The organism is Parachryseolinea silvisoli (assembly GCF_021190955.1).
Classification (GTDB): domain Bacteria; phylum Bacteroidota; class Bacteroidia; order Cytophagales; family Cyclobacteriaceae; genus Ohtaekwangia; species Ohtaekwangia silvisoli.
In genome coordinates this window covers 1,454,385-1,474,907 of sequence record NZ_JAIOAO010000003.1, presented here as the reverse complement: position 1 = coordinate 1,474,907, position 20,523 = coordinate 1,454,385, and the positions used below count along the sequence as shown (strand labels likewise).

Annotated in this window: 9 protein-coding genes; 7 read left to right on the top strand and 2 right to left on the bottom strand. The window is 54.2% G+C overall.

Translation table 11 applies throughout. The features are described from left to right. Positions 1 to 6: 6 nt before the first annotated feature. The 4 genes from K7P01_RS22965 (at position 7) to K7P01_RS22950 (ending at position 16,085) form a co-directional block, all read left to right on the top strand. Positions 7 to 1,599, top strand: coding sequence for a hypothetical protein (locus K7P01_RS22965; RefSeq protein WP_267296919.1), 1,593 nt, complete (start codon positions 7 to 9; stop codon positions 1,597 to 1,599). Between the two features lie 114 nt (positions 1,600 to 1,713). Next, positions 1,714 to 2,277, top strand: a complete 564-nt coding sequence (locus K7P01_RS22960; RefSeq protein ID WP_267296918.1) for a hypothetical protein — start codon at positions 1,714 to 1,716, stop codon at positions 2,275 to 2,277. 168 nt (positions 2,278 to 2,445) lie between these two features. Continuing rightward, entirely contained in the window at positions 2,446 to 2,760 is a 315-nt protein-coding gene (locus K7P01_RS22955; protein WP_267296917.1) for a hypothetical protein, read from the top strand. 26 nt (positions 2,761 to 2,786) lie between these two features. Continuing rightward, positions 2,787 to 16,085 (top strand): T9SS type B sorting domain-containing protein, encoded by a 13,299-nt coding sequence (locus K7P01_RS22950; protein WP_267296916.1) that lies wholly within the window; start codon positions 2,787 to 2,789, stop codon positions 16,083 to 16,085. Positions 16,086 to 16,165: 80 nt separating this feature from the next. On the opposite strand, the gene K7P01_RS22945 is transcribed toward K7P01_RS22950, so the two are convergent. After that, complete coding sequence (locus K7P01_RS22945) at positions 16,166 to 17,167, bottom strand: acyl-CoA reductase (protein WP_267296915.1); 1,002 nt, start codon at positions 17,165 to 17,167, stop codon at positions 16,166 to 16,168. A gap of 206 nt (positions 17,168 to 17,373) precedes the next feature. Here K7P01_RS22945 and K7P01_RS22940 point away from each other — a divergent pair, with 206 nt between their 5' ends. Further along, entirely contained in the window at positions 17,374 to 17,730 is a 357-nt protein-coding gene (locus K7P01_RS22940; RefSeq protein ID WP_267296914.1) for a 4Fe-4S binding protein, read from the top strand. A 91-nt stretch (positions 17,731 to 17,821) separates the two neighbouring features. Here K7P01_RS22940 and K7P01_RS22935 read toward each other — a convergent pair whose 3' ends face one another. Beyond that, positions 17,822 to 18,730, bottom strand: a complete 909-nt coding sequence (locus tag K7P01_RS22935; protein ID WP_267296913.1) for a DUF58 domain-containing protein — start codon at positions 18,728 to 18,730, stop codon at positions 17,822 to 17,824. 170 nt (positions 18,731 to 18,900) lie between these two features. On the opposite strand from K7P01_RS22935, the gene K7P01_RS22930 reads away from it, so the two are divergent. Beyond that, positions 18,901 to 19,272, top strand: coding sequence for a PUR family DNA/RNA-binding protein (locus tag K7P01_RS22930; RefSeq protein WP_267296912.1), 372 nt, complete (start codon positions 18,901 to 18,903; stop codon positions 19,270 to 19,272). A 118-nt stretch (positions 19,273 to 19,390) separates the two neighbouring features. After that, positions 19,391 to 20,488, top strand: a complete 1,098-nt coding sequence (ychF, locus tag K7P01_RS22925; RefSeq protein WP_267296911.1) for a redox-regulated ATPase YchF — start codon at positions 19,391 to 19,393, stop codon at positions 20,486 to 20,488. The last annotated feature ends 35 nt before the right edge of the window (positions 20,489 to 20,523 follow it).

Here is a 20,523-nt window from a genome sequence, read left to right as displayed (position 1 = left end):
TCGTACTTGAGTAAAATAATTTCTATACTGTTTTTCCTATTTGCGGTAGTCTCGCTACACGCACAGGATAGCCTGCGTCAGGCGAGCCCGGGTGTGGCAGGAAAAGCGCGTGCGTTGCTGCAGCGATCGAAGACAAAGGCCGACTCGGCAACGCACCCAAGACTTGACTCCCTGAAGCCTGGCGTTGCCCTACGTGATTCGCTACCCACCGAACCGGATACGCTGCGATCCATCCAACAGAAGGTTGGCGTTGCATCCGACCGGGTGGCGCATGCCGGGGATACCATAACTCAGAAGATCAGTTCTGTTACGAATAAGCCTGCGGAGGTGCAACAGACCGTGCAGCATAAAGCCGACAGTCTGCAGCAACGGCTAACGCAGCCCGTGACCTCGCTTCAACAAAAGGCGGAGGAGAAGATCCAAAAGGTCGTCGGAAAGGATGTCGGGTTGCCGGGTGATCATACGTTGGGCGTGCCGAACGATGTTTCAATTCCAGGAGTGGAGAACCCTGGGATTCCGGAAGTAGAGATGCCCAATGTTGTGCCCGAAATTGGCAAGGACCTGTCGCCAGACGTAGCGGGGCCGGGCGTAGAGCTGCCAGGTGTTGAGGCGCCAAATGTCGAGGTGCCAGGCCTGGATAAGGTAAAAGGAGAAGTGACTGATGCAGTGCCGGAAATGCCCAGTGAAGTGAAAGAAGTCCAGCAACTGACGGAGAAAACCAAGGAGCTGGATAACACATTGGGTGAGGCCGGTAAATATCAAAAAGATATCGAAGCGGTAAAGGCCGGCGACACAGAATCGCTGTCGAAACAGGCAGAGCAACATGCGCAGGCGATTAAGCCGGTGGGTGCGGCAGGAAAGGAATTGACGAAGGCGACTGCCGAGCAGGCCAAGTATCAGTCATTGATTCAGCGTTACCGCGACGAAAAACTGATTCAAGAAGAGATCAAACGCAAGGCGAAGACGGTGGCTAATGCACAGATCGCAGGCCATGCGGACAAGGTGCAGAAGGCCCAACAGGATTTGATGAACGCGAAGCAAAAGCTGTCGGGTAAGGAACGAGTGAAAGCTTTCTTCGCCAAGCAGTCGACAGAGCTCGAAGGCAAGAAATTTTACCAGCGCCTGGTGCCGGGTGTTACCTGGCAAGTGTATAAACGTGATTATGTGTCGGTGGACCTCGCCCTGCAGACGGGCTATCGGGTGTCGCCACGGCTTACGGCCGGCGTCGGGTTTCTGTACCGGTTTGGTGTTGATAAGGACTTTGACACGTTTGTGCGTGGCTTGAAGACGTATGGCGGACGGGCCTACCTGGATTTTGCTGTCCAGAAGGGGATTTTTGCACATGGTGAGTTCGAGGGATTAAAGGTCGACCCTACGCTGGTCGTACCGGGCACCCCGGAGCCGATCGAAAATCATGCATATGCCAGCTATTTCGGTTTAGGCAAGCGCTTTAACGTAACACGCAATCTGCGCGGCTCCATTCTGGCGCTTTACCGCCTGGAGTACGAGGGCGAGCTACCCGGTGTAAATAAGATCAGTGCCCGTTTTGGCGTGGAGTATGTCTTTCGCCGCGCCCGGAAGAAGCTGCCAGGTTTGTAAGCGTACGACTACGCAGCGATGCACTCCCGGCCGATGGGTCCATGAACGGCGCTTCCTAGGGATACCCCCCTTAACGCTTTAAAAATCGGAATATTTTATTATTTTTGAATTTAAATGAGAGATTTCCAGGTCTGGTTTTATGTCATTCTAGGCATCATCTACGTGGTGACCCGGTTTATGAAAAAGCAGGAGCAACCTCCGACGGACCAGGCTCCCAAGCGTCCGGAGAAGCCGGTGCAGCGCTATGAAGAGCCTGCCAGTAAGCCGGCACCCGGTCCGAAAGCGCTTACATTCGAGGAATTGTTGCGGGAGATTACGGAGAGCAAGACTGTAGAGTCGAAACCTGTTACGGTACCGTCGGTGCCCAAGCCAACATACATTGATTATGACGATAATCTTCCGGAGGAGGAAGAAGACCTGGAGGACGAGGAGTATGACAACCGTAAGCGCGACCAGGTATACAATGTCTACGAGGAGGCTAAGCGCCAGGCGTTCGAACGACCGTCGTTGGAAGAAACGATGAAAGCAGGAGAGACGGTTGGGGTCTATGGCAAGTTCAAGGCATTTCAGGAAGTACCGCAGCGTAATTTGATGGAGGAGTACCTGGGCAATCTGAATGACCCGGAGGGATGGAAGAAAGCGGTCGTTATGAGTGAGATCTTAAATCGGAAATTTTAGTTTCCGGGTACAAATAGTACATGACTAAGGAATATACTTTTTTAGAATAGTTGATTTTTTGACCCTATAGGTGTAACCATGATCTTTAACTTTTAAAGACTTTCTGGTTACTATACTTTTTTAAAGACTATTTATAATAGCATTTTTTGATCATAAATTCATGTTATCATGGTTAAGCTTGTGTTGCTAAGCTTGTTATTTATTGTCAACCTGCCTTCGTCGATGCCTGATTCGACTGGGTGTGACAAGCTTTCTATTAAGACGGAGATAACACCTATCCCGGGGAAACATCAATCAAATGTAAAAATCAAGGTTACTGGTGGGGTAAGTCCGCACCATTGCATTGCCTTTGATAAACAGCATAAACTGGTTTCTGAAGATCTGAATAAACTGGAGTTCGAGCGCCTGGAGCCAGGTTCCTATGATTTTTACGTAAGTGACCATACAGGCTGCACGGAGAAAGTAGTAGTTAAAATAAAGTAAGAATTATTTTTTAAACGAAAGCTTACATGCTTAGAAATCTCTACCTGACAATTCTTCTTTTTCTACTTACGCTGGCTTCGTTCGGGCAGACCTTGCCTTATACCGGCGATGCCGATCCCAGCGACGGCCTTCCGGCGCTGCGGGTAGACGTGACGCTGTCCCATCCGTGTGGCGGGGCGAACAACGGCTATGTTGTTTTCACGGTCATCTCGACGTCCGATGGCGCGCCGGCAAACTTGGTCGCGGTCTTGGGATCCACGCAAAACGAATTTAACAAATTCATCCCGGTAGGGGGAAGCTATACATATTATAACTCAGGCAAAACGCTTGGTCCTTCGAATTTTGGTTTCCTGATTACCAACGGACCGGGTAATGACGTTATCAATACCACCAGCACAGGCAGGCTCGATCTTGTTGCGCTGCCGGCAATCACCATTGCGGACGGCACCAACGATCTGACCAACTCCGACTGTTCGAACCCTGATGGTCAGTTACAGGCGACGATCGGCGGCGGTTCGAAGGTTCTTGCGGGTGGCGGTTCGTTTACCTATACCTGGACAAGCACCAGCACGTTGCCGGGATTCCCGCTGACGGGTACCTTTGACGGTACTGGTACACTGGACCTGGCAAACCTCCTGAGCCGCCCCGGCCTTCCGGGTGGCGACTACACCTTATTAATAGAAGATAATTACTCGGATTGCAGCGCGACCAAGACCTGGACCATTACCGATCCGCAGCCGATTGTTCAGACCATTACCAATGCCGGGCCGTTGGCAGTCTGTACCGGCGAAGACATCGAGATCCAGCTTGGCGGATCGGAAAACGGGGTGACGTACGAAGCCCTTGTCAATGGAACTCCCTCGGGGCACACCGCGCCGGGTACCGGCGGGCCGATCACCATAACGGTGCCGGCGGCATCTTTTACGAATGGACAAACGCTGACCGTCAGGGCCAGCTTTGCGCTTTGTATGCCCCGCATCATGTCGGGCTCCATTGTCATTACGATCAATCCGCTGCCTACCATCACGGGTGTTTCAATCGCTCCGATATGTTTTGGTCAGACTTCCGCTAGCCTGGTGTACACCGGCACGACTGCCTCTCCGAATCAATTCAGCCTGGATTTTGACGCCGCGGCAAATACCGCCGGTTTTACGGACCTCGTCAACCAGGCGCTGACTGCGTCGCCGCTGACCATCGCGGTACCGGCAGGAATGCCAGCCGGCACATACAACGCGATACTCAAGGTGACCAACAGTACGACGACGTGCGAGTCTAATGGACAGGCCGTGAGCATCGTTATCAACGCACTTCCTACCATAACCTTGGGCACGGTTACACCGGTATGTATCAATAGCACCAGTGCAACACTGCCGTATTCTGCTACGACTGGTTCGCCGAACCGCTACAGCATTACGTACAATGCGGCCGCATTGACCGCGGGCTTTGTCAATGTGACGAACGCTACGCTGGCCGCTGCCCCGGGCAACATTACACTGGTCGTTCCTGGCGGTGCCCCAGTGGGTACGTACAACGGTTCGATTACAGTAACAAATCTCACAACGGGTTGCGTGAGCAATCCGGCGGTGCCGTTTACGGTGACTATCATTGCGTTGCCGACGATTACGATCAATCCGGCTGCACTGGCCTGTCAGGGCGATGCCACGGCAGATCTGGTGTATACCAACACTACTGGCGCGCCGGATCAGTACAGCCTGGATTTTGATGCCGCCGCACAAGCTGCCGGTCTGACCGACCTGACCAATGCAACCCTGAATGCGAGCCCGATCCTGATCTCGGTTCCGACCGGTATTGCCGCGGGCACGTACAATGGTGTGCTGCGGGTACGCAACAGCGTGACCGGCTGTGTCAGCGACCCAATCAACTATACGCTTACGGTGCGTCCGCGCCCGACGATTACGTTGAGTACGATTGCCCCTATCTGCTTCAGCACCACGGCGACGTCCGTCTCGCTGCCCTACACGGCGACAACCAATAGCCCGACACTCTATAGTATAGACTTTAACGCCGCGGCGAACACGGCCGGCTTTGTCGATGTAACGGGTGTTACACTTCCGGCCAGCCCGATCACAATACCGGTAGCGGCCAACACGCCGGCCGGTACGTACAGCGGTTCGCTGACGGTGACCAATGGTACGACAACGTGTGAAAGCATCGTATATCCGATCACGATCGTGATCGACGCGCTTCCAACGATTACGGTGGGTACGATCCAGCCGGTATGTATCGGCAGCACGACTGCCAGCATACCGTATAGCGGTACGACCGGTTCGCCGAACCAGTACAGCCTCGACTTCGACGCCGCTGCTAACACAGCGGGTTTTGCTGATGTGACCAACGTCACGCTGACGGCGGGCGCGATTACCGTGACGATTCCCGGTACCGCGGTTGTGGGTAGCTACAACGCTGCGCTGACGGTGCGCAATACTACAACGGGCTGCGTGAGCGCTCCGCCGGTGAACGTGACCATTACGATTATCGGTGTTCCGACAATCACGCTGGGTGCTAATCCGCAGGTGTGTTCCGGTTCGACCTCGGCCAACCTGCCGTACACAAATACGACTGGTGCCCCGGACCAATACAGCATCGACTTCAACGCCGCGGCCCAGACTGCAGGCTTTGCTGATGTGACTAACGTGACGCTGGGCGCTACGCCGATCGTCATCGTTGTGCCTGCGGCCGGTCCGGTTGGAACCTATACAGGCACGCTGACCGTTCGCAACAGTGTTACGGGCTGTACGAGCGCGACTCATACCATTACGGTGAGAATCTTGCCTTTGCCGACCATCACGCTGGGTACGATCGCGCCGATCTGCTTCAGCACCACGGCGACGTCCGTCTCACTGCCTTACACGGCGACAACCAATAGCCCGACACTCTATAGTATAGACTTTAACGCCGCGGCGAACACGGCCGGCTTTGTCGATGTAACGGGTGTTACACTTCCGGCCAGCCCGATCACAATACCGGTAGCGGCCAACACGCCGGCCGGCACATACAGTGGTTCGTTGACGGTGACCAATGGTACGACAACGTGTGAAAGCATCGTATATCCGATCACGATCGTGATCGACGCGCTTCCAACGATTACGGTGGGTACGATCCAGCCGGTGTGTATCGGCAGCACGACTGCCAGCATACCGTATAGCGGTACGACCGGTTCGCCGAACCAGTACAGCCTCGACTTCGACGCCGCGGCTAACACAGCGGGCTTTGCTGATGTGACCAATGTCACGCTGACGGCGGGCGCGATCACCGTGACGATTCCCGGTACCGCGGTTGTGGGCAGCTACAACGCTGCGCTGACAGTGCGCAATACTACAACGGGTTGCGTGAGCGCTCCGCCGGTGAACGTAACCATTACGATCATCAATGTTCCGACGATCACGCTTGGCGTTAATCCGCAGGTGTGTTTCGGCTCAACCTCGGCCAATCTGCCTTATACGAATACAACCGGTGCCCCGGACCAATACAGCATCGACTTCAACGCCGCGGCCCAGACTGCAGGCTTTGCTGATGTGACCAACGCGACGCTGGGCGCTACGCCGATCGTCATTTCCGTGCCTCCGGCCGCCCCGGTCGGAACGTACACTGGCACGCTGACCGTTCGCAACAGTGTCACGGGCTGTACAAGTGCTACGCAAACTATCACGGTAACGATCCTGCCTGCGCCGACCATCACACTGGGTACAATCCAGCCGGTTTGTGCCGGCACGACGAGCGCCAGCCTGCCGTACACCAATACAACGGGTACCCCGGACGAGTATAGCATAGACTTCAACGCCGCGGCGAACACCGCAGGCTTTGCCGACGTGTCAAATGTTGCACTTCCGGTCAGCCCGATCACGATCGCGGTGCCTGCCGGCGCTGCACCCGGTACCTATACGGGCACCATTACAGTGCGCAACGCCGCCGCCGGATGTGTGAGCGCGACGCAGAACATTTCGATCACGATCAACACTGTCCCTACTATTACGCTGACCCCGAACGCCCAGGCCTGCCAGGGCGATGCTGCGGCCAGCCTGCCGTATACCAACACCACCGGTGCTCCGAATCAGTACAGCATCGATTTCGACGCCGCGGCCCAGACTGCCGGCCTGACGGATGTGACCAACGTCAACCTGCCGGCGGGTGCCATGTCTGTTACCCTGCCGACGAACATTGCCGCAGGCACCTACAACGGTGTGCTGACGGTACGTAACAGTACGACGAACTGTACGAGCGCCCCGATCAACGTTACGATCACGGTAAGCCCGCGCCCGACGATCACGTTGGGTACGATCGCTCCGATCTGCTTTAGCACGACGGGTACCACGGTAAACGTGCCGTACAGTGCTACAACCGGTGCCCCGACACAATATAGTATCACTTTCAGCGCGGCGGCTATTACGGCGGGCTTCACCAACATAGTCAACGCTACGTTGCCGGCCAGCCCGATCGGCATTGCCGTGCCGCCGAACACCCCGGCGGGTACATATGCGGCTACCCTGTCGGTACGCAACCTGACAACCACCTGCGCGAGCCAGGTACAGAACATTAATATTGTGATCAATCCATCGGTATCGATCACGCCCGGTACGATCGATCCGGTGTGTTTGGGTGCCACTTCCGCTACGCTGCCCTACAGCGGCGCGACGGGGACTCCCAACCGCTATACCCTGGATTTTGACGCGGCCGCTAATACGGCAGGATTTGCAGACATCACCAATGTTGTATTGCCGGCGGGCTCCATTACGATCGCCATTCCGACCACTGCCACAGCAGGCTCTTATACCGCGACGCTGACCGTGGCGAACAGTACGACAACCTGTCCGAGCGCCCCGATGACCGTAACGGTGACGATCCTGACAGCCCCTTCGATCACCCTGTCGACAACGAACCCGAGTGCCTGCGTTAGCGCCACAGCGGGCTCGACGACATTGCCCTATACGGGCACCAGCGGAAGCCCGGATCGCTACAGCCTGGATTTTAATACCACGGCCAACGCCGCCGGATTTGTCGATATCGTAGATGCCGTGCTGCCCGTCAGCCCGATCACGATCGCGATACCGGCGGGTGTTCCTGCGGGAAGCTATACGGCTACACTCACCGTACGGAATACGACGGTGACTTGCGGCAGTGTGCCGCAGACCATCACGATATCCATCGTGCCACTGCCGACCATTACGCTGGGAACTAATCCCCGCCCGTGTATCGGCGCCACCACGGCGAACCTGCCCTTTACAACGACTACCGGTAACCCGGATCTGTACAGCATTACCTTCAATGCCGCTGCGCAGGCAGCCGGTTTTGTCAATGTTGTAGACGCTACATTGCCCGCTACGCCCGGACCGATCGCGATTCCGATTCCTGGGACTGCGCTTCCGAACGTATTGTACAGTGCGACGCTTACCGTGCGCAGCTCGGTATCGGGCTGTAGGAGCACGAACCGCAACATCAATATTCAGTTGATCGATACGCCTACCATCACGTTGGGGGCGAGCCCGACAGTATGTCGTGGAACAACTACGGTCAATCTACCTTATACGAATCCGACAGGTACTCCGAACCGCTATGATATTGACTTTGATGCTGCGGCGGAGACTGCTGGTTTTGCTGACGTTACGGGCGCGACCCTGGCGTCGGGACGCTTTGTCATTACAGTACCTGGCGGTGCGGCCCTGGGTGTTTACAATGGCACGGTGACAGTGTACCGCACGGGTGCGGAAGCTTGTCCGAGCACGGCGTATCCGTTCACCATTGAGGTGGTGGATAGCCCGACCCTGACGGTGACAACACCCACGACGGTTTGCCTGGGTGCAACGATCGCGCCTTTGTCGTATGTCACGACAGGCTCTCCGGCTACTTTGTATAGCATTACTTTCAGCGCCGCCGCGCAAACAGCAGGATTCACCAACGTGGTGGATGCTACGCTGCCGGCCGGGGGAGCGCCGATTCAAATAACCATACCGACCACGGCGACGGCGACCAATTATACCGCTACCCTTTCTGTGAAAGCGGGGGCAGCGGGTTGTGCCAGCCCGAACCGCAGCTTTACCATCCGTATCAATGCCTTGCCCAATGTGACGCTCGGGACAATCAACCCGGTTTGCCAGGGTAGCTCTTCGGCGATCCTGCCTTACAGCGGCGCGACGGGAACGCCTAATCGCTATAGCATCGACTTCGATGCGGCGGCCCAGGGCCAGGGATTTGTAGATATTACCGACGCGACATTGCCGGCTGCCCAGATTACGATTGTGGTGCCGACGACAGCTGCTGCCGGTACGTATAACGCTACCGTGACAGTGAAGAATGCCACCACGGGCTGCTCCAGTGCGGTGAAGAATATCCAGGTGAGAATACTGGAGAAACCGGCGATCACCATACTCGACGACGCTTCTGTCTGCGTGGGTGGGCCGACCGCGGACCTTCATTATACGGCTACGGGAAGCCCCGATCAATATAGCATTGTATTCAGCGCGGCGGCGAAAGCGGCCGGCTTTACGGATATAACGAACGCCACGCTGACAAACCCGATCGTGATTAACGTGCCGGGTACTGCGGTTGTGGGCAGCTATGCTGCGACGATCGTTGTGCGGAACAGCGTTGCATCCTGCGTCAGCTCACCGCCTGTGCCGTTTAACGTCGACGTGATTACCACCCCGACGGTAACCGTGACGACGGCGCCCGTGATTTGCTTTGGTGACGCAACGGCACGGATTTTCTTTACCGCTACGGGCAGCCCGAACCAATATACACTCGACTTCGATGCGGCGGCACAGGCTGCAGGCTTCACCGACGTGACGAATGGTGGCCTGACCAACCCGATCCTGGTGACGGTTCCTGCAGGTGTGACAATGGGCAGCACGTACAATGCTGTACTGAGTGTGGGCAACAGCGCCGCAGGTTGTACCAGCGCGGGTATACCCGTGACGATCACGGTACAGCCGGCCGTAGACATTGTGTCGATTACCGATCCTGTTACTGTTTGCCAGGGTGCCACGACGGCAACCCTGACTTCAAGCCTGAATGGCAGCCCCGACTTCTACAGTATCGTCTTTGACGCGGCGGCGAAAGCTGAGGGTTTTGTGGACGTGACCAACGCACCGTATAACACCAATATTACGATCAACATCCCGGTAGGTGCAGACGCGGCGACATACAATGCCGTAGTAACCTTCCGCAATAGCACAACAACGTGTTTGGTTGACCATGCTCTCGAAATCGAGATACTACAAACACCGATCATCACACCGGGGCCCGACCCGTCTGCGTGCGTGGGGGCGACATCGGTTAACCTGGCGTATACGACCAACGTACCTGTTCAGAATTACTCGATCAACTTCGACGCTGCTGCCAACACAGCTGGCTTTGCGGACATCGCGAACGTGACAATGCCGGCGTCTGGCCCGATCGTGGTTGCCGTTTCTGCAACCGCAGCGGCAGGCATATACAACGCGACCATCAATGTGACGACTGTGAATGGAGCGGTTAGCTGCACGAGCCCGGATTCGACCTTCACGATTGAGCTGACGACGGCGCCGACCATTACAGTAACGGACGCAAGTCCCGATGTATGTCTGGGGGCAACGACGGCTTCCATCACGTACTCGGGTACCACGGGTACGCCGGATCAATACACGCTTGACTTCGATGCTGCCGCGCAAACTGCTGGCTTTGTCGATGTGGCCTACGTGACACTCCCAGCCAGTCCGATCGCGATAACGATCCCTGGATCGGCTGTTGCCGGCACGTATAATGCTACGCTGAAAGTGCGCCGAAGTACAGGTCTGTGTGAAAGCACCAACTATCCGGTGACTGTAACCATCCTGGCGCTTCCGACGATTACACTGACTACCTCTACCCTGGAGGCCTGCGAAGGTGATGGTTCCGTCGAGATGGCGTACACGGGTACGACCGGCACACCAGCGACCTATAGCATCATCTTCAATGCGGCAGCGAAAGCCGCTGGCTTCGCCGACATTGTTGGTGCTACCATGATGGCTTCGCCTATCGTGATCACTTTCCCTACAACAGTACCGGCTGATTCTTACAATGGTCAACTGACCGTAAGCAATGCTACATGTACAAGTTCACCGGCGACGATCACCATTGAGGTGTTGCCGGAAGCGACCGTCGATGCCGGCGCGGCTGCGGCTATTTGCGCCGATCAGACCGTGACACTGGCGGGTGTGGTAGGCGGCGGTGCAACAGGCGGTACATGGAGCGGGGGCACAGGCACATTTGCCCCGAACAACACGACACTAAATGCTGTCTATACACCGAGCGCTGCCGAAAGAACAGCCGGTACAGTAACGCTGACGTTGACAACAACCGGTCCTTGCGCTGTCAAGACGGATGCGGTAACGATTACCATCAACCCTGCAGCCCTCGTGAGCGCAGGTACTGACCAGCTCATTTGTGCAGGCGATACCGACGTGACGCTGGCCGGTAGCTTCCCGACCAACTCTTCCGCCACCACGGCTACGTGGAGCGGCGGTACGGGCACTTTTGCCCCGGACAATCAGACATTGAATGCAGTATATACGCTGTCCGCGGCGGAAATCACCGCCGGTGGCGTAACGCTGACGTTGACAACGACGGATCCTGACGGTGCAGGCCCGTGTACAGCACTGACTGACCAGGTAGAGATTTCTATCAGCAACGGTGCGACGGTGAATGCCAGTGGCCCGGCCGATGTATGCGCGAATCAGGTGATCGCTGTAACAGCTACGTTCACCGGCACAACCGGTGTGGTGTGGACAACATCCGGCGATGGTACCTTTGATGACGCTACGTTGGCGAATGCTACCTATACTCCGGGGGCAGGCGACATCGCTGCCGCAACGGTAACGCTTACGGCGACCACGGCTGGCCCCTGCGCACCGGTATCGGACAATGTAGTAGTACCCATCAGACCGGCCGCTACTGTCAACGCTGGTCCGGATCAGACGATCTGTTCAGACGTCACAGACGTTAACCTGACGGGAACATTTGGCGGGTCTGCTACGGGTATTCTATGGACAACAGATGGTGATGGTGTATTTGGTAATACGGCGACACCGTTAACCAGTTATAAAATAGGGCTGCAGGATATTGCACGCGATAGCGTTGTGATATACCTGAATGCTGTCGGTACGTGCGTGATGATCGACACGATGGTGGTACGCATCAACGCCGCGCCCATTGTTGACGCGGGATCTCCTCAGACCGTTTGCGCGGGTACAAACACGCAACCGTTGAACGGAACGTTTGGGGGTGGTGCAAGCTCCGCTTCGTGGACGACGCTGACGGGTGATGGTACATTTGACGATGCAACAAAGGCAGACGCGATTTATACGCCCGGCCCGAATGACATAGCGGCTGGCTTTGCCGACTTGATTTACATAACTAACGACCCGGTCGGTCCTTGTGACCGCGCGAGCGAGACCATCCGTATTACGATCCTGAACGGATTGGATGCGACCCTGGCGGTAAGCGCAAATCCGACACCGGTATGTATGAATGGTAGCAGTGATATCTCTGTAGTGAATCCGCAACTTGGCGTGAGCTACCAGCTGATCAATGCCGACAGCAACACGCCGGTTGGCGGTGTGGTGACTGGCACAGGCCCTGGTACCACGATCTTGCTCCCAACCGGAGCGCTGACGGCCACTACGCGGTTTATTGTACGGGCATCGCTGACGGGTTGTGCGACGGTAGACTTCCCCGCTACGCCGCTGGATGTCGTAGTACAAGGTGTGATCAACACGAGCTTTACCGTGACGGCGAGCGGACCGATCTGCGAGACTGGTACTGCCACGATTCGCCTGGGCGGATCGGAGAATGGTGTAACATACCAGCTCCGGAGGAACGCAGACAACAGCCTGGTTGGAACTCCCGTGACTGGAACAGGAGCCCCCATTGACCTGTCTACCGGAACGCTGACACAAACGACCGAATTCAACGTATTGGCGAGCAATGCAACCTGCTCGATCGAGCTTACACAGCGCGCTACTGTTACGGTTGAAAAAAATCCGGATCCGAACCTCAATATCAGCGTGGACAATAACCCGCTGTGCGTAGGAGGAAGTACAGACATTTATATTTTTGCGTCGCAGGCAGGCGTGAGCTATCAGCTTCGTAACGACGCCGATAACAGCAACATCGGTCTTCCCGCAACAGGAAACGGTGGTACGATTACGTTGAACACCGGGCCGCTGACGGTACAAACCACGGTGAACATTCTGGCTACCAGTGGCACGGCATGTCCGGCGGTTGAGCTCTTCACCGTACCGGTGATCGATGTGAAAGGTGTCGTAGACGTTACGCTGCCAATCGCGCCGGCCGACCCTGTTATCTGCGAAGGTGGCAGCACAATGATCGAAATCACGGGTTCGGAGACAAATGTGGAATACCAGTTGCGTCTCGATGCCGACAATAGCCTGGTGGGTACACCGCTGACCGGCAACGGAAGCGTATTGCCACTGCCTACCGGCGCGCTGACGGCAACGACGACCTTTAATGTACTGGCGAAGAATACAGATCCGAGCGCCGAGTGTTCGGTACAGATGAATAACATAGCGACCGTCACGGTTGAGCCGGCGGTAAAAGACCGCATTGTATCCATTGCTGCACCGGCACCTCCGATTTGTGTAGGTGGCAAGGCCAACATACGTGTGGAAAGTTCGCAAGCGGGCATTAGCTATCAGCTTCGTAACGATGCTAATGATGCTCTTGTTGGTTCTGCGGTTACAGGTACAGGTGGCGATATTATACTCGCGACCGATGTCCTGAGCGCGAGTACGACATTCAATGTCTTCGCGAGCGGCACGCAGTGTCCGGGGATCGAGTTGACGACTAAAGTAACGATCAATGTCAGCGGCACGATCAATCTTGCTCTGACAGCCACCGCGGTGCCGGTGCGCATATGCGAAGGCGCGACCTCGACAGTGCAACTGTCCGGTTCGCAATCGGGCGTAAGCTATCAGTTGCAGGTAGGTGGTACGCTGGTGGGTAGTCCGGTGTTGGGTACCGGCAGTCCGTTGGGACTGGTGACTCCAGTACTGACGACCACAACAGTCTACAGTGTGCTTGCCAACAATGGAACTTGTTCTGCGCTGTTGACCGACACGGCGGTAGTGCGCGTGAATGCGCTGCCGATAATGACTACGGTGACACCGAGCGCAACGGCGGTATGTCCAGGCAACAGTGCAACGGTACTGGTTGCTAACTCTGAAGCCGCCGTCACGTATGAGCTGCGCCGCCTGTCCGACAACGCACTGGTAGATTCCAGACCGGGTAACGGGAGCAACATTACACTCAACATCGGTACGATCACGGCGACGACCAATTTTGTGGTCATTGGCATCCGCACAGGTACTTCTTGTAGTCGTCAGTTATCAACGTTCACACTGACATTGCGCAGTGCTTCGGATCCTGCGTGTAACCCGGTTGGTCCGAATTGCTTCGTCTTTACAGTAAGCGTAGACGCTACGTTGACAAAACGTCCTACGTGCGACGACCAGGCGGATGGTGTAATAGTGATCCACTACAGCGGTGATGTTAGTGGACGTTATGGTTTGAGCTTGTCCGGATTGACTACCGGATACCTCCGTCAGGATTCTGAGTTTGCAGGCACTATTACGTATACAGGCTTGTCTCCGGACGACTATAAATTCACCATCGCGGATGTTGCAGGCAATAGCTGCGAACGCTCGATTAGTTTGCCGTTACGACCTACCGTAGACGCGGCCGTATCCAATGTGATCGATGCGGTATGCTTTGGCGAAGAAACGGGTAAGGCTACGTTTACTTTGACAGGTGGTAACTCACCGTACGAATACTCACTGGACGGCGGCGTTACCTGGATAGGTAACTTTGTATCGGGCAATACGATCGACGTGCTGCCGCCGAATGGAACCTACAACATCCTGTTCCGCGACGATGCGTCGGATGTTTGTGTGGCAGAAGTATCCGTAACCATCAACGCTCAACGGCCTCAGCTGCAAGCAACCTATACAGTAGAACCTGCGACCTGCGACGATGGCGGCGCAGTGACCAACATCGCGGCAACGGGCGGTGCAGGCAGTGGTTATAGCTACTCGATGGATGGCGGATCATTCCAACCGGGCAACTCATTTACCGACCTGGTCGGTGGAACGCATACCCTGACCGTGAGCGATGGCACGTGTACACGTGATTTCTCAGTCGATGTAACGTTCCCGGGCTTTGTAGAATTCGATGTCACTGTGAACGATGCCGATTGTTCGAACAACGGGTTGAGTGGTCATTTGGATGTGTCATTCCCGAACTTAGGCGCGTACGAGATTGGTATCACAAAAGATGCCTTCGTGGAGCCCGAGACGTATACTCCTATTACCTCTTCCGGCCCCACCGATCTGCCGTACAAATTTGAGAACCTGATCGTGGGCACGTACTATATCTATGTGAAGACCAGCGATGCGCTTTGCCCGACCCGCCAGGGACCATTCACCATCGGTGGTGCACAGGCAGTTTCGTATGATATACTCACACAGTGTAATGACAATGTTGTTTCGCTGATATTGGACAATCTGAAAGGTGAGCCTGGAACAAGCTTTGACATTCGCATCTTCCGCAAATTCGGCAGTGAAATGGCCTATGCGTCGACGACTGCCAGATCGTTTTCGTTTGATAATCCGATCACTTATCAGTTCATAGCGATACCAGATGAATATGTGATTCGCGTAACGCAAACAAACATGACATGTGGAATCATGGCTGCCGAGGAGAAGGATTATGTAGTACGTGAGCAGCTTGGCGCGCAAGTGGGCAAACGCACAGAATCGTACCCGGATATCTTCAACGGGACCATGGAAGTGGTGAACTTTGTCGGCGGCGAGGTGCCGTATGAAATCCAGATCGAGTTGGATTCCGCGGCGGTGCCAGGGCAATCATACCAGACCAACTGGGAACCAGTAGAGCTCAATAGCAACCAGCGATATCAGAAAGACTACGATCACCTGCCCGCCGGTCGCTACAGCGTAACGATACGGGATGAAGGTGGCTGTGAGTTCGAATTGATCGGCCGCGTGCCGCTGGATACCGATATCTATATTCCGAACATCTTTACACCGAACGAGGATGGTATAAACGATCTGTTCTTTATCCGCAACCTGCCGGCAGACAACGGTGCGAAGCTGGTGATTAGCGATCGTTGGGGTAAACAAGTGTACTCTTCCAACGCTTACCAGAATAACTGGGATGCGAAAGACACATCAGACGGTATTTACTTCTACCGCCTGAAGATTGGCAACGGCGATCCGTTGACCGGTTGGGTGGAAGTGCTTCGTGGTACAAAGCCTTAGTAAATAGTAGATAGTAATTAGTGAAAAAGGAAGGCTGCCCAAAAGGCAGCCTTCTTTGTTTTGATGCTGGTGGTTAACTCCTATAGCGTGGAGAGGAACTGCAGCGTATCGACGCGGTCGGCATAGTCCCATACTTCCGGGAACTGTGCCTGGCCGAACGGCACAGTGGCCCCCGGCGCCCGACCGACAATGCACTGCAGCTTGTCTGAATTTTCTGCCAGGTTTGCGGCGAGTGCTTCCGGGGTTTTATAGTGTTCGTAGTATACAACGGAGATAGGGGAGACCTGCCGGGTGCTCTCGTGTAACATCAGGAATCCGTTATCAAGGAATTTTGTGCTATTGACGAGCATGATCGACTTTTGATAGTCGTAATTGTTGCAATACTTGTGATGGTGAATGATGTCGCGGTGTGCATCCAGCGACGGGTAGAAACGATCGAACGTATAGCCCTCCGGTACCAGCAGCTTGGAGACGTTGCGACAGCCCAGGCCGAAGTAGCTGAAGATGTCGGTGCCGAGCGCGCTAAGCTCGGCTTCGGTTTCATCGCCTTGAAGGATCGCGACGGACGTCCGGTTCTTCCGGATGATGTGTGGGTACTTGCTAAAGTAATAATCAAAGTAGCGTGCGGAATTGTCGCTGCCCGTGGCGATCACAGCCTGAAAGTCTTTTAGCTGCTCGGCGATTTGCACCTGTGCATGGAGCGCAGGCGAGATGACGGCCAGGGTTTCGAGTATAAGCCTCGGCAATGCTGCGTCTTTCGAGCTGAGCTTAACGAGGGCACGGTGGCCGCTGATTAGTACGGCCAGCAAATCGTGAAAACCAACGAGCGGAATGTTGCCGGCCAGGACCAGCGCGACCAGGCGGGAAGTGCCTGGAAACGTGTACGGTGCAATCCATGTACGAAGTTTGCTTTCGTCCAGCATCCGGATGATGCCGTCGAATGCCATGCGTACATTGTCTTGTGTGAACCAGGGATTTTCACGCGATGCACGGTCGGCGATCGACTGAAATTCGTCGTGGGTCAACTCCTGGAGATGGGTGCCCAATGTCGCGAGGGCATGTATTCTTTCTTCGATGTTCATGTTGTGTGTGGCCGCTTACGGAGGGCAAAAGTAGGGAAAGCAGCGCAAAGCAGTGTGTCGGAAATACCATACAAACGTAAGCGAATTGAAAATACGCGCGAATTCCTACTGAAAAAGTGGATATTCCCTAAACTTTTACAGAGGGGTCTCCGTTTTACGAATGAATCGTTTATTTTTGTATTTGTAACGGACCAAAATTAGAAGGCATGGCTATTATTATCACGGACGAATGTATCAACTGCGGTGCATGCGAGCCGGAATGCCCCAACACGGCTATCTATGAAGGCGGCCGCGAGTGGAATTGGGCTGGGGGCACGAAGCTGGAGCAGGTTGAATTAGAAGACGGGTCGGCTGTTGATGCCAAAGACCCGCAGGCACCTGTATCGGAAGAGTTTTATTATATCGTGGCAGGCAAGTGTACTGAGTGCACGGGTTTCCACGAAGAGCCGCAGTGTGCGGCGGTATGTCCGGTCGATTGTTGCGTGCCGGATCCAGACTATGTAGAGACCTCTGAGGAGCTTGTTGCCAAGAAGGCCTGGTTGCACCAGGAGATTGCGGCGTAAGGCAGCATTCAATACCGTATGGAAGATTCGTTAATACCTGCTGCGAGGGCGTAAAGCTATCGCCTGGTGTTAACGAATTTTTCTTTTCGTCTTAGCGCATGTTGGCGCGCTTGATCAGGTACGTCTGTAAAATAAGATTGAAGTCACTCTTAACATCGGCTTCGATAAAGTCGATCTTGTATTGGTTGCAGCGCATCTTGAGCGCTTTATAAAAACGACCTGCTTCGTCCTGATAGGTTTGTTTGACATCGGCTGGGTTGAGCTTTAGTTTTTCACCCGTTTCCAGGTCGACGAACTCCAGCGGCCGGTCTTCAAAACTGAAATACAATTCCGTTTGGTTATCCATCACGTGAAAGACCACCACCTCGTGTTTGTTATGTTTGAGGTGTTGCAAGGCCTTGAATAAATCGTCGGCACTCTCCGCTGAATCAAACATATCGCTGAAGAGAATAACCAGGGAGCGCTTGTGAATTTTCTCGGCTACTTCGTGCAGGACCCGGGCTACGTTTGTATTCGTGGGTGTCTGTGGCTTGTATTGTTCGAGGTCATTGAGCAACCGGAGTACTTTATTCAGGTGCGTGGGAGTAGACTTTACCGGTGTCAGCTCGTGCACGGTGTCGGAAAACAGGCATAAACCGACGGCATCGCGCTGGCGATTTAGCAGGTAGGCCAGGGCAGCCGAAGCATATTTGGTGAATTGAATTTTAGCCTGGGTAGCCGCCGGGTAGAACATGGATGCAGAGACATCAATGGCAATGAGGCAACGCAGGTTAGTTTCCTCCTCGTAGCGTTTGGTAAACAACCGGTCGGTGCGGGCATATACTTTCCAGTCCAGATGACGGGTGCTTTCACCTTCGTTGTAGAGTCGGTGTTCCGCAAACTCGACCGAAAACCCATGGTAGGGGGACTTGTGGAGTCCGGTAATAAACCCTTCTACTAACTGACGGGCAAGCAGTTCGAGACTGGTGTGGGGGTTAATTTTTGTCAGATCTACCTTCACAGTGCTTGGAAAAACGAAATATTGTTCAGTATATTGGACTTGTTATCAAATAAAATTGATGTCCTGACCGGAATCGTTAACGAAATATGATGGGTTAGTTTTGTATTAAAGACCCAAAGTACTAACTTAGTTCGAACCAAACTTAAACCTAACCTTAAATTTGACGGATTGTGGAAGAAAACAAGACAAGCGGTAGAGATGAGATCTACTCAACGAAAGTAAAGGCCGGCAAGAGGACGTATTTTTTTGATGTGAAGTCTACCCGTTCTAATGATTATTACCTGACGATCACAGAGAGCAAGAAGCGTTTTAAGGAAGATGGTTTTTCGTATGAAAAGCATAAGATTTTTCTGTATAAGGAAGACTTCAATAAGTTTCTGGAAGCGTTGACCAACACTGTAAATCACGTAAAGCAAGAGTTAATGCCGGATGTCGATTTCACACAATTCGATCATCCGCACGAGCATGAACATGAGCACGAAGAGACGGCAACGGCGGGTGCGAAACCTTCGTCGCTGGACACTGACCTCAAATGGGATTGACCTTACCTAACCCCGAACCTATAATAACCTGGGAAAGCCCCTGCATACGCAGGGGCTTTTCTTTTTGTGTCGGCGGGCGATTGTTATATTTGCGGCCTTAATTAAGAGAATCAATACCATGGGACTTCAATGTGGGATCGTAGGACTACCAAACGTAGGCAAATCGACGCTTTTTAACGCTATTTCAAACAATAAGGCGGAGGCGGCCAATTTCCCCTTCTGTACGATCGAGCCAAACGTGGGCGTGATTTCCGTACCCGATCTCCGGTTGAAAGTGCTGGAAGAGTTGGTGAAACCGGAACGCGTTGTACCGACGACCATCGAGTTTGTGGATATTGCCGGTCTGGTAAAAGGTGCCAGCAAAGGAGAAGGGCTGGGTAACCAGTTTCTGGCCAACATTCGCGAAGTGGATGCCATTGTACACGTGGTACGCTGCTTTGAGAACGACAACATTGTGCACGTAGACGGCCGGGTAGATCCGGTGGCGGATAAAGAGATCATCGATACCGAGCTGCAATTGAAAGACCTGGAATCGGTGGAGAAGAAAATAGCGCGTGTAGAAAAAGCGGCGAAGGCCGGCGACGCCAAGTTGAAGAAAGAACTGTCGGTGTTGTTGCAGTACAAGGAGACCTTGTTGGAAGGAAAGAATGCACGCGCGCTGCAAATCGACGAAGAAGATAAAAAGGCAGTGGCTGATCTTCAGCTGTTGACAGCCAAGCCAGTGATCTATGTAACAAACGTAGAAGAGGAGTCTATCCATACGGGGAACAAACACGTAGACGCCCTGCGCAAACATATACAAGGGGAGAATGCCGAGGTAGTGATTATCAGTGCGGCGATTGAAGCGCAGATTGCCGAGTTAGAAAGTGAAGAAGACCGGGCTGTTTTTCTGGCTGAATATGGTTTGAAAGAGTCGGGTTTGAACAAGTTATTGCAGGCTTCATACCATTTGCTAAACCTGGCCACCTACTTCACAGCGGGTGTAAAAGAAGTGCGGGCATGGCCTATAAAGAAAGGCTGGAAAGCACCCCAGGCAGCCGGTGTTATTCACACCGATTTTGAGAAGGGATTTATTCGTGCAGAGGTTATAAAATTCGCTGATTATCAACACTATAAAACGGAGCAAGCCTGCAAGGAGGCCGGCAAGATGTCGGTGGAAGGGAAAGAGTATGTAGTAGGCGACGGCGACGTGATGCATTTCCGGTTTAACGTGTAAAGTTTTCTTTGCTGAAAGCAGTGAAAGCTTCCTGT

Excerpts from the sequence above, each read along its gene's own strand:
- K7P01_RS22960 (WP_267296918.1), top strand. The coding sequence starts at position 1,714 with ATGAGAGATTTCCAGGTCTGGTTTTATGTCATTCTAGGCATCATCTAC.
- K7P01_RS22955 (WP_267296917.1), top strand. The coding sequence starts at position 2,446 with ATGGTTAAGCTTGTGTTGCTAAGCTTGTTATTTATTGTCAACCTGCCT.
- K7P01_RS22950 (WP_267296916.1), top strand. The coding sequence starts at position 2,787 with ATGCTTAGAAATCTCTACCTGACAATTCTTCTTTTTCTACTTACGCTG.
- K7P01_RS22945 (WP_267296915.1), bottom strand. The coding sequence starts at position 17,167 with ATGAACATCGAAGAAAGAATACATGCCCTCGCGACATTGGGCACCCAT.
- K7P01_RS22940 (WP_267296914.1), top strand. The coding sequence starts at position 17,374 with ATGGCTATTATTATCACGGACGAATGTATCAACTGCGGTGCATGCGAG.
- ychF (WP_267296911.1), top strand. The coding sequence starts at position 19,391 with ATGGGACTTCAATGTGGGATCGTAGGACTACCAAACGTAGGCAAATCG.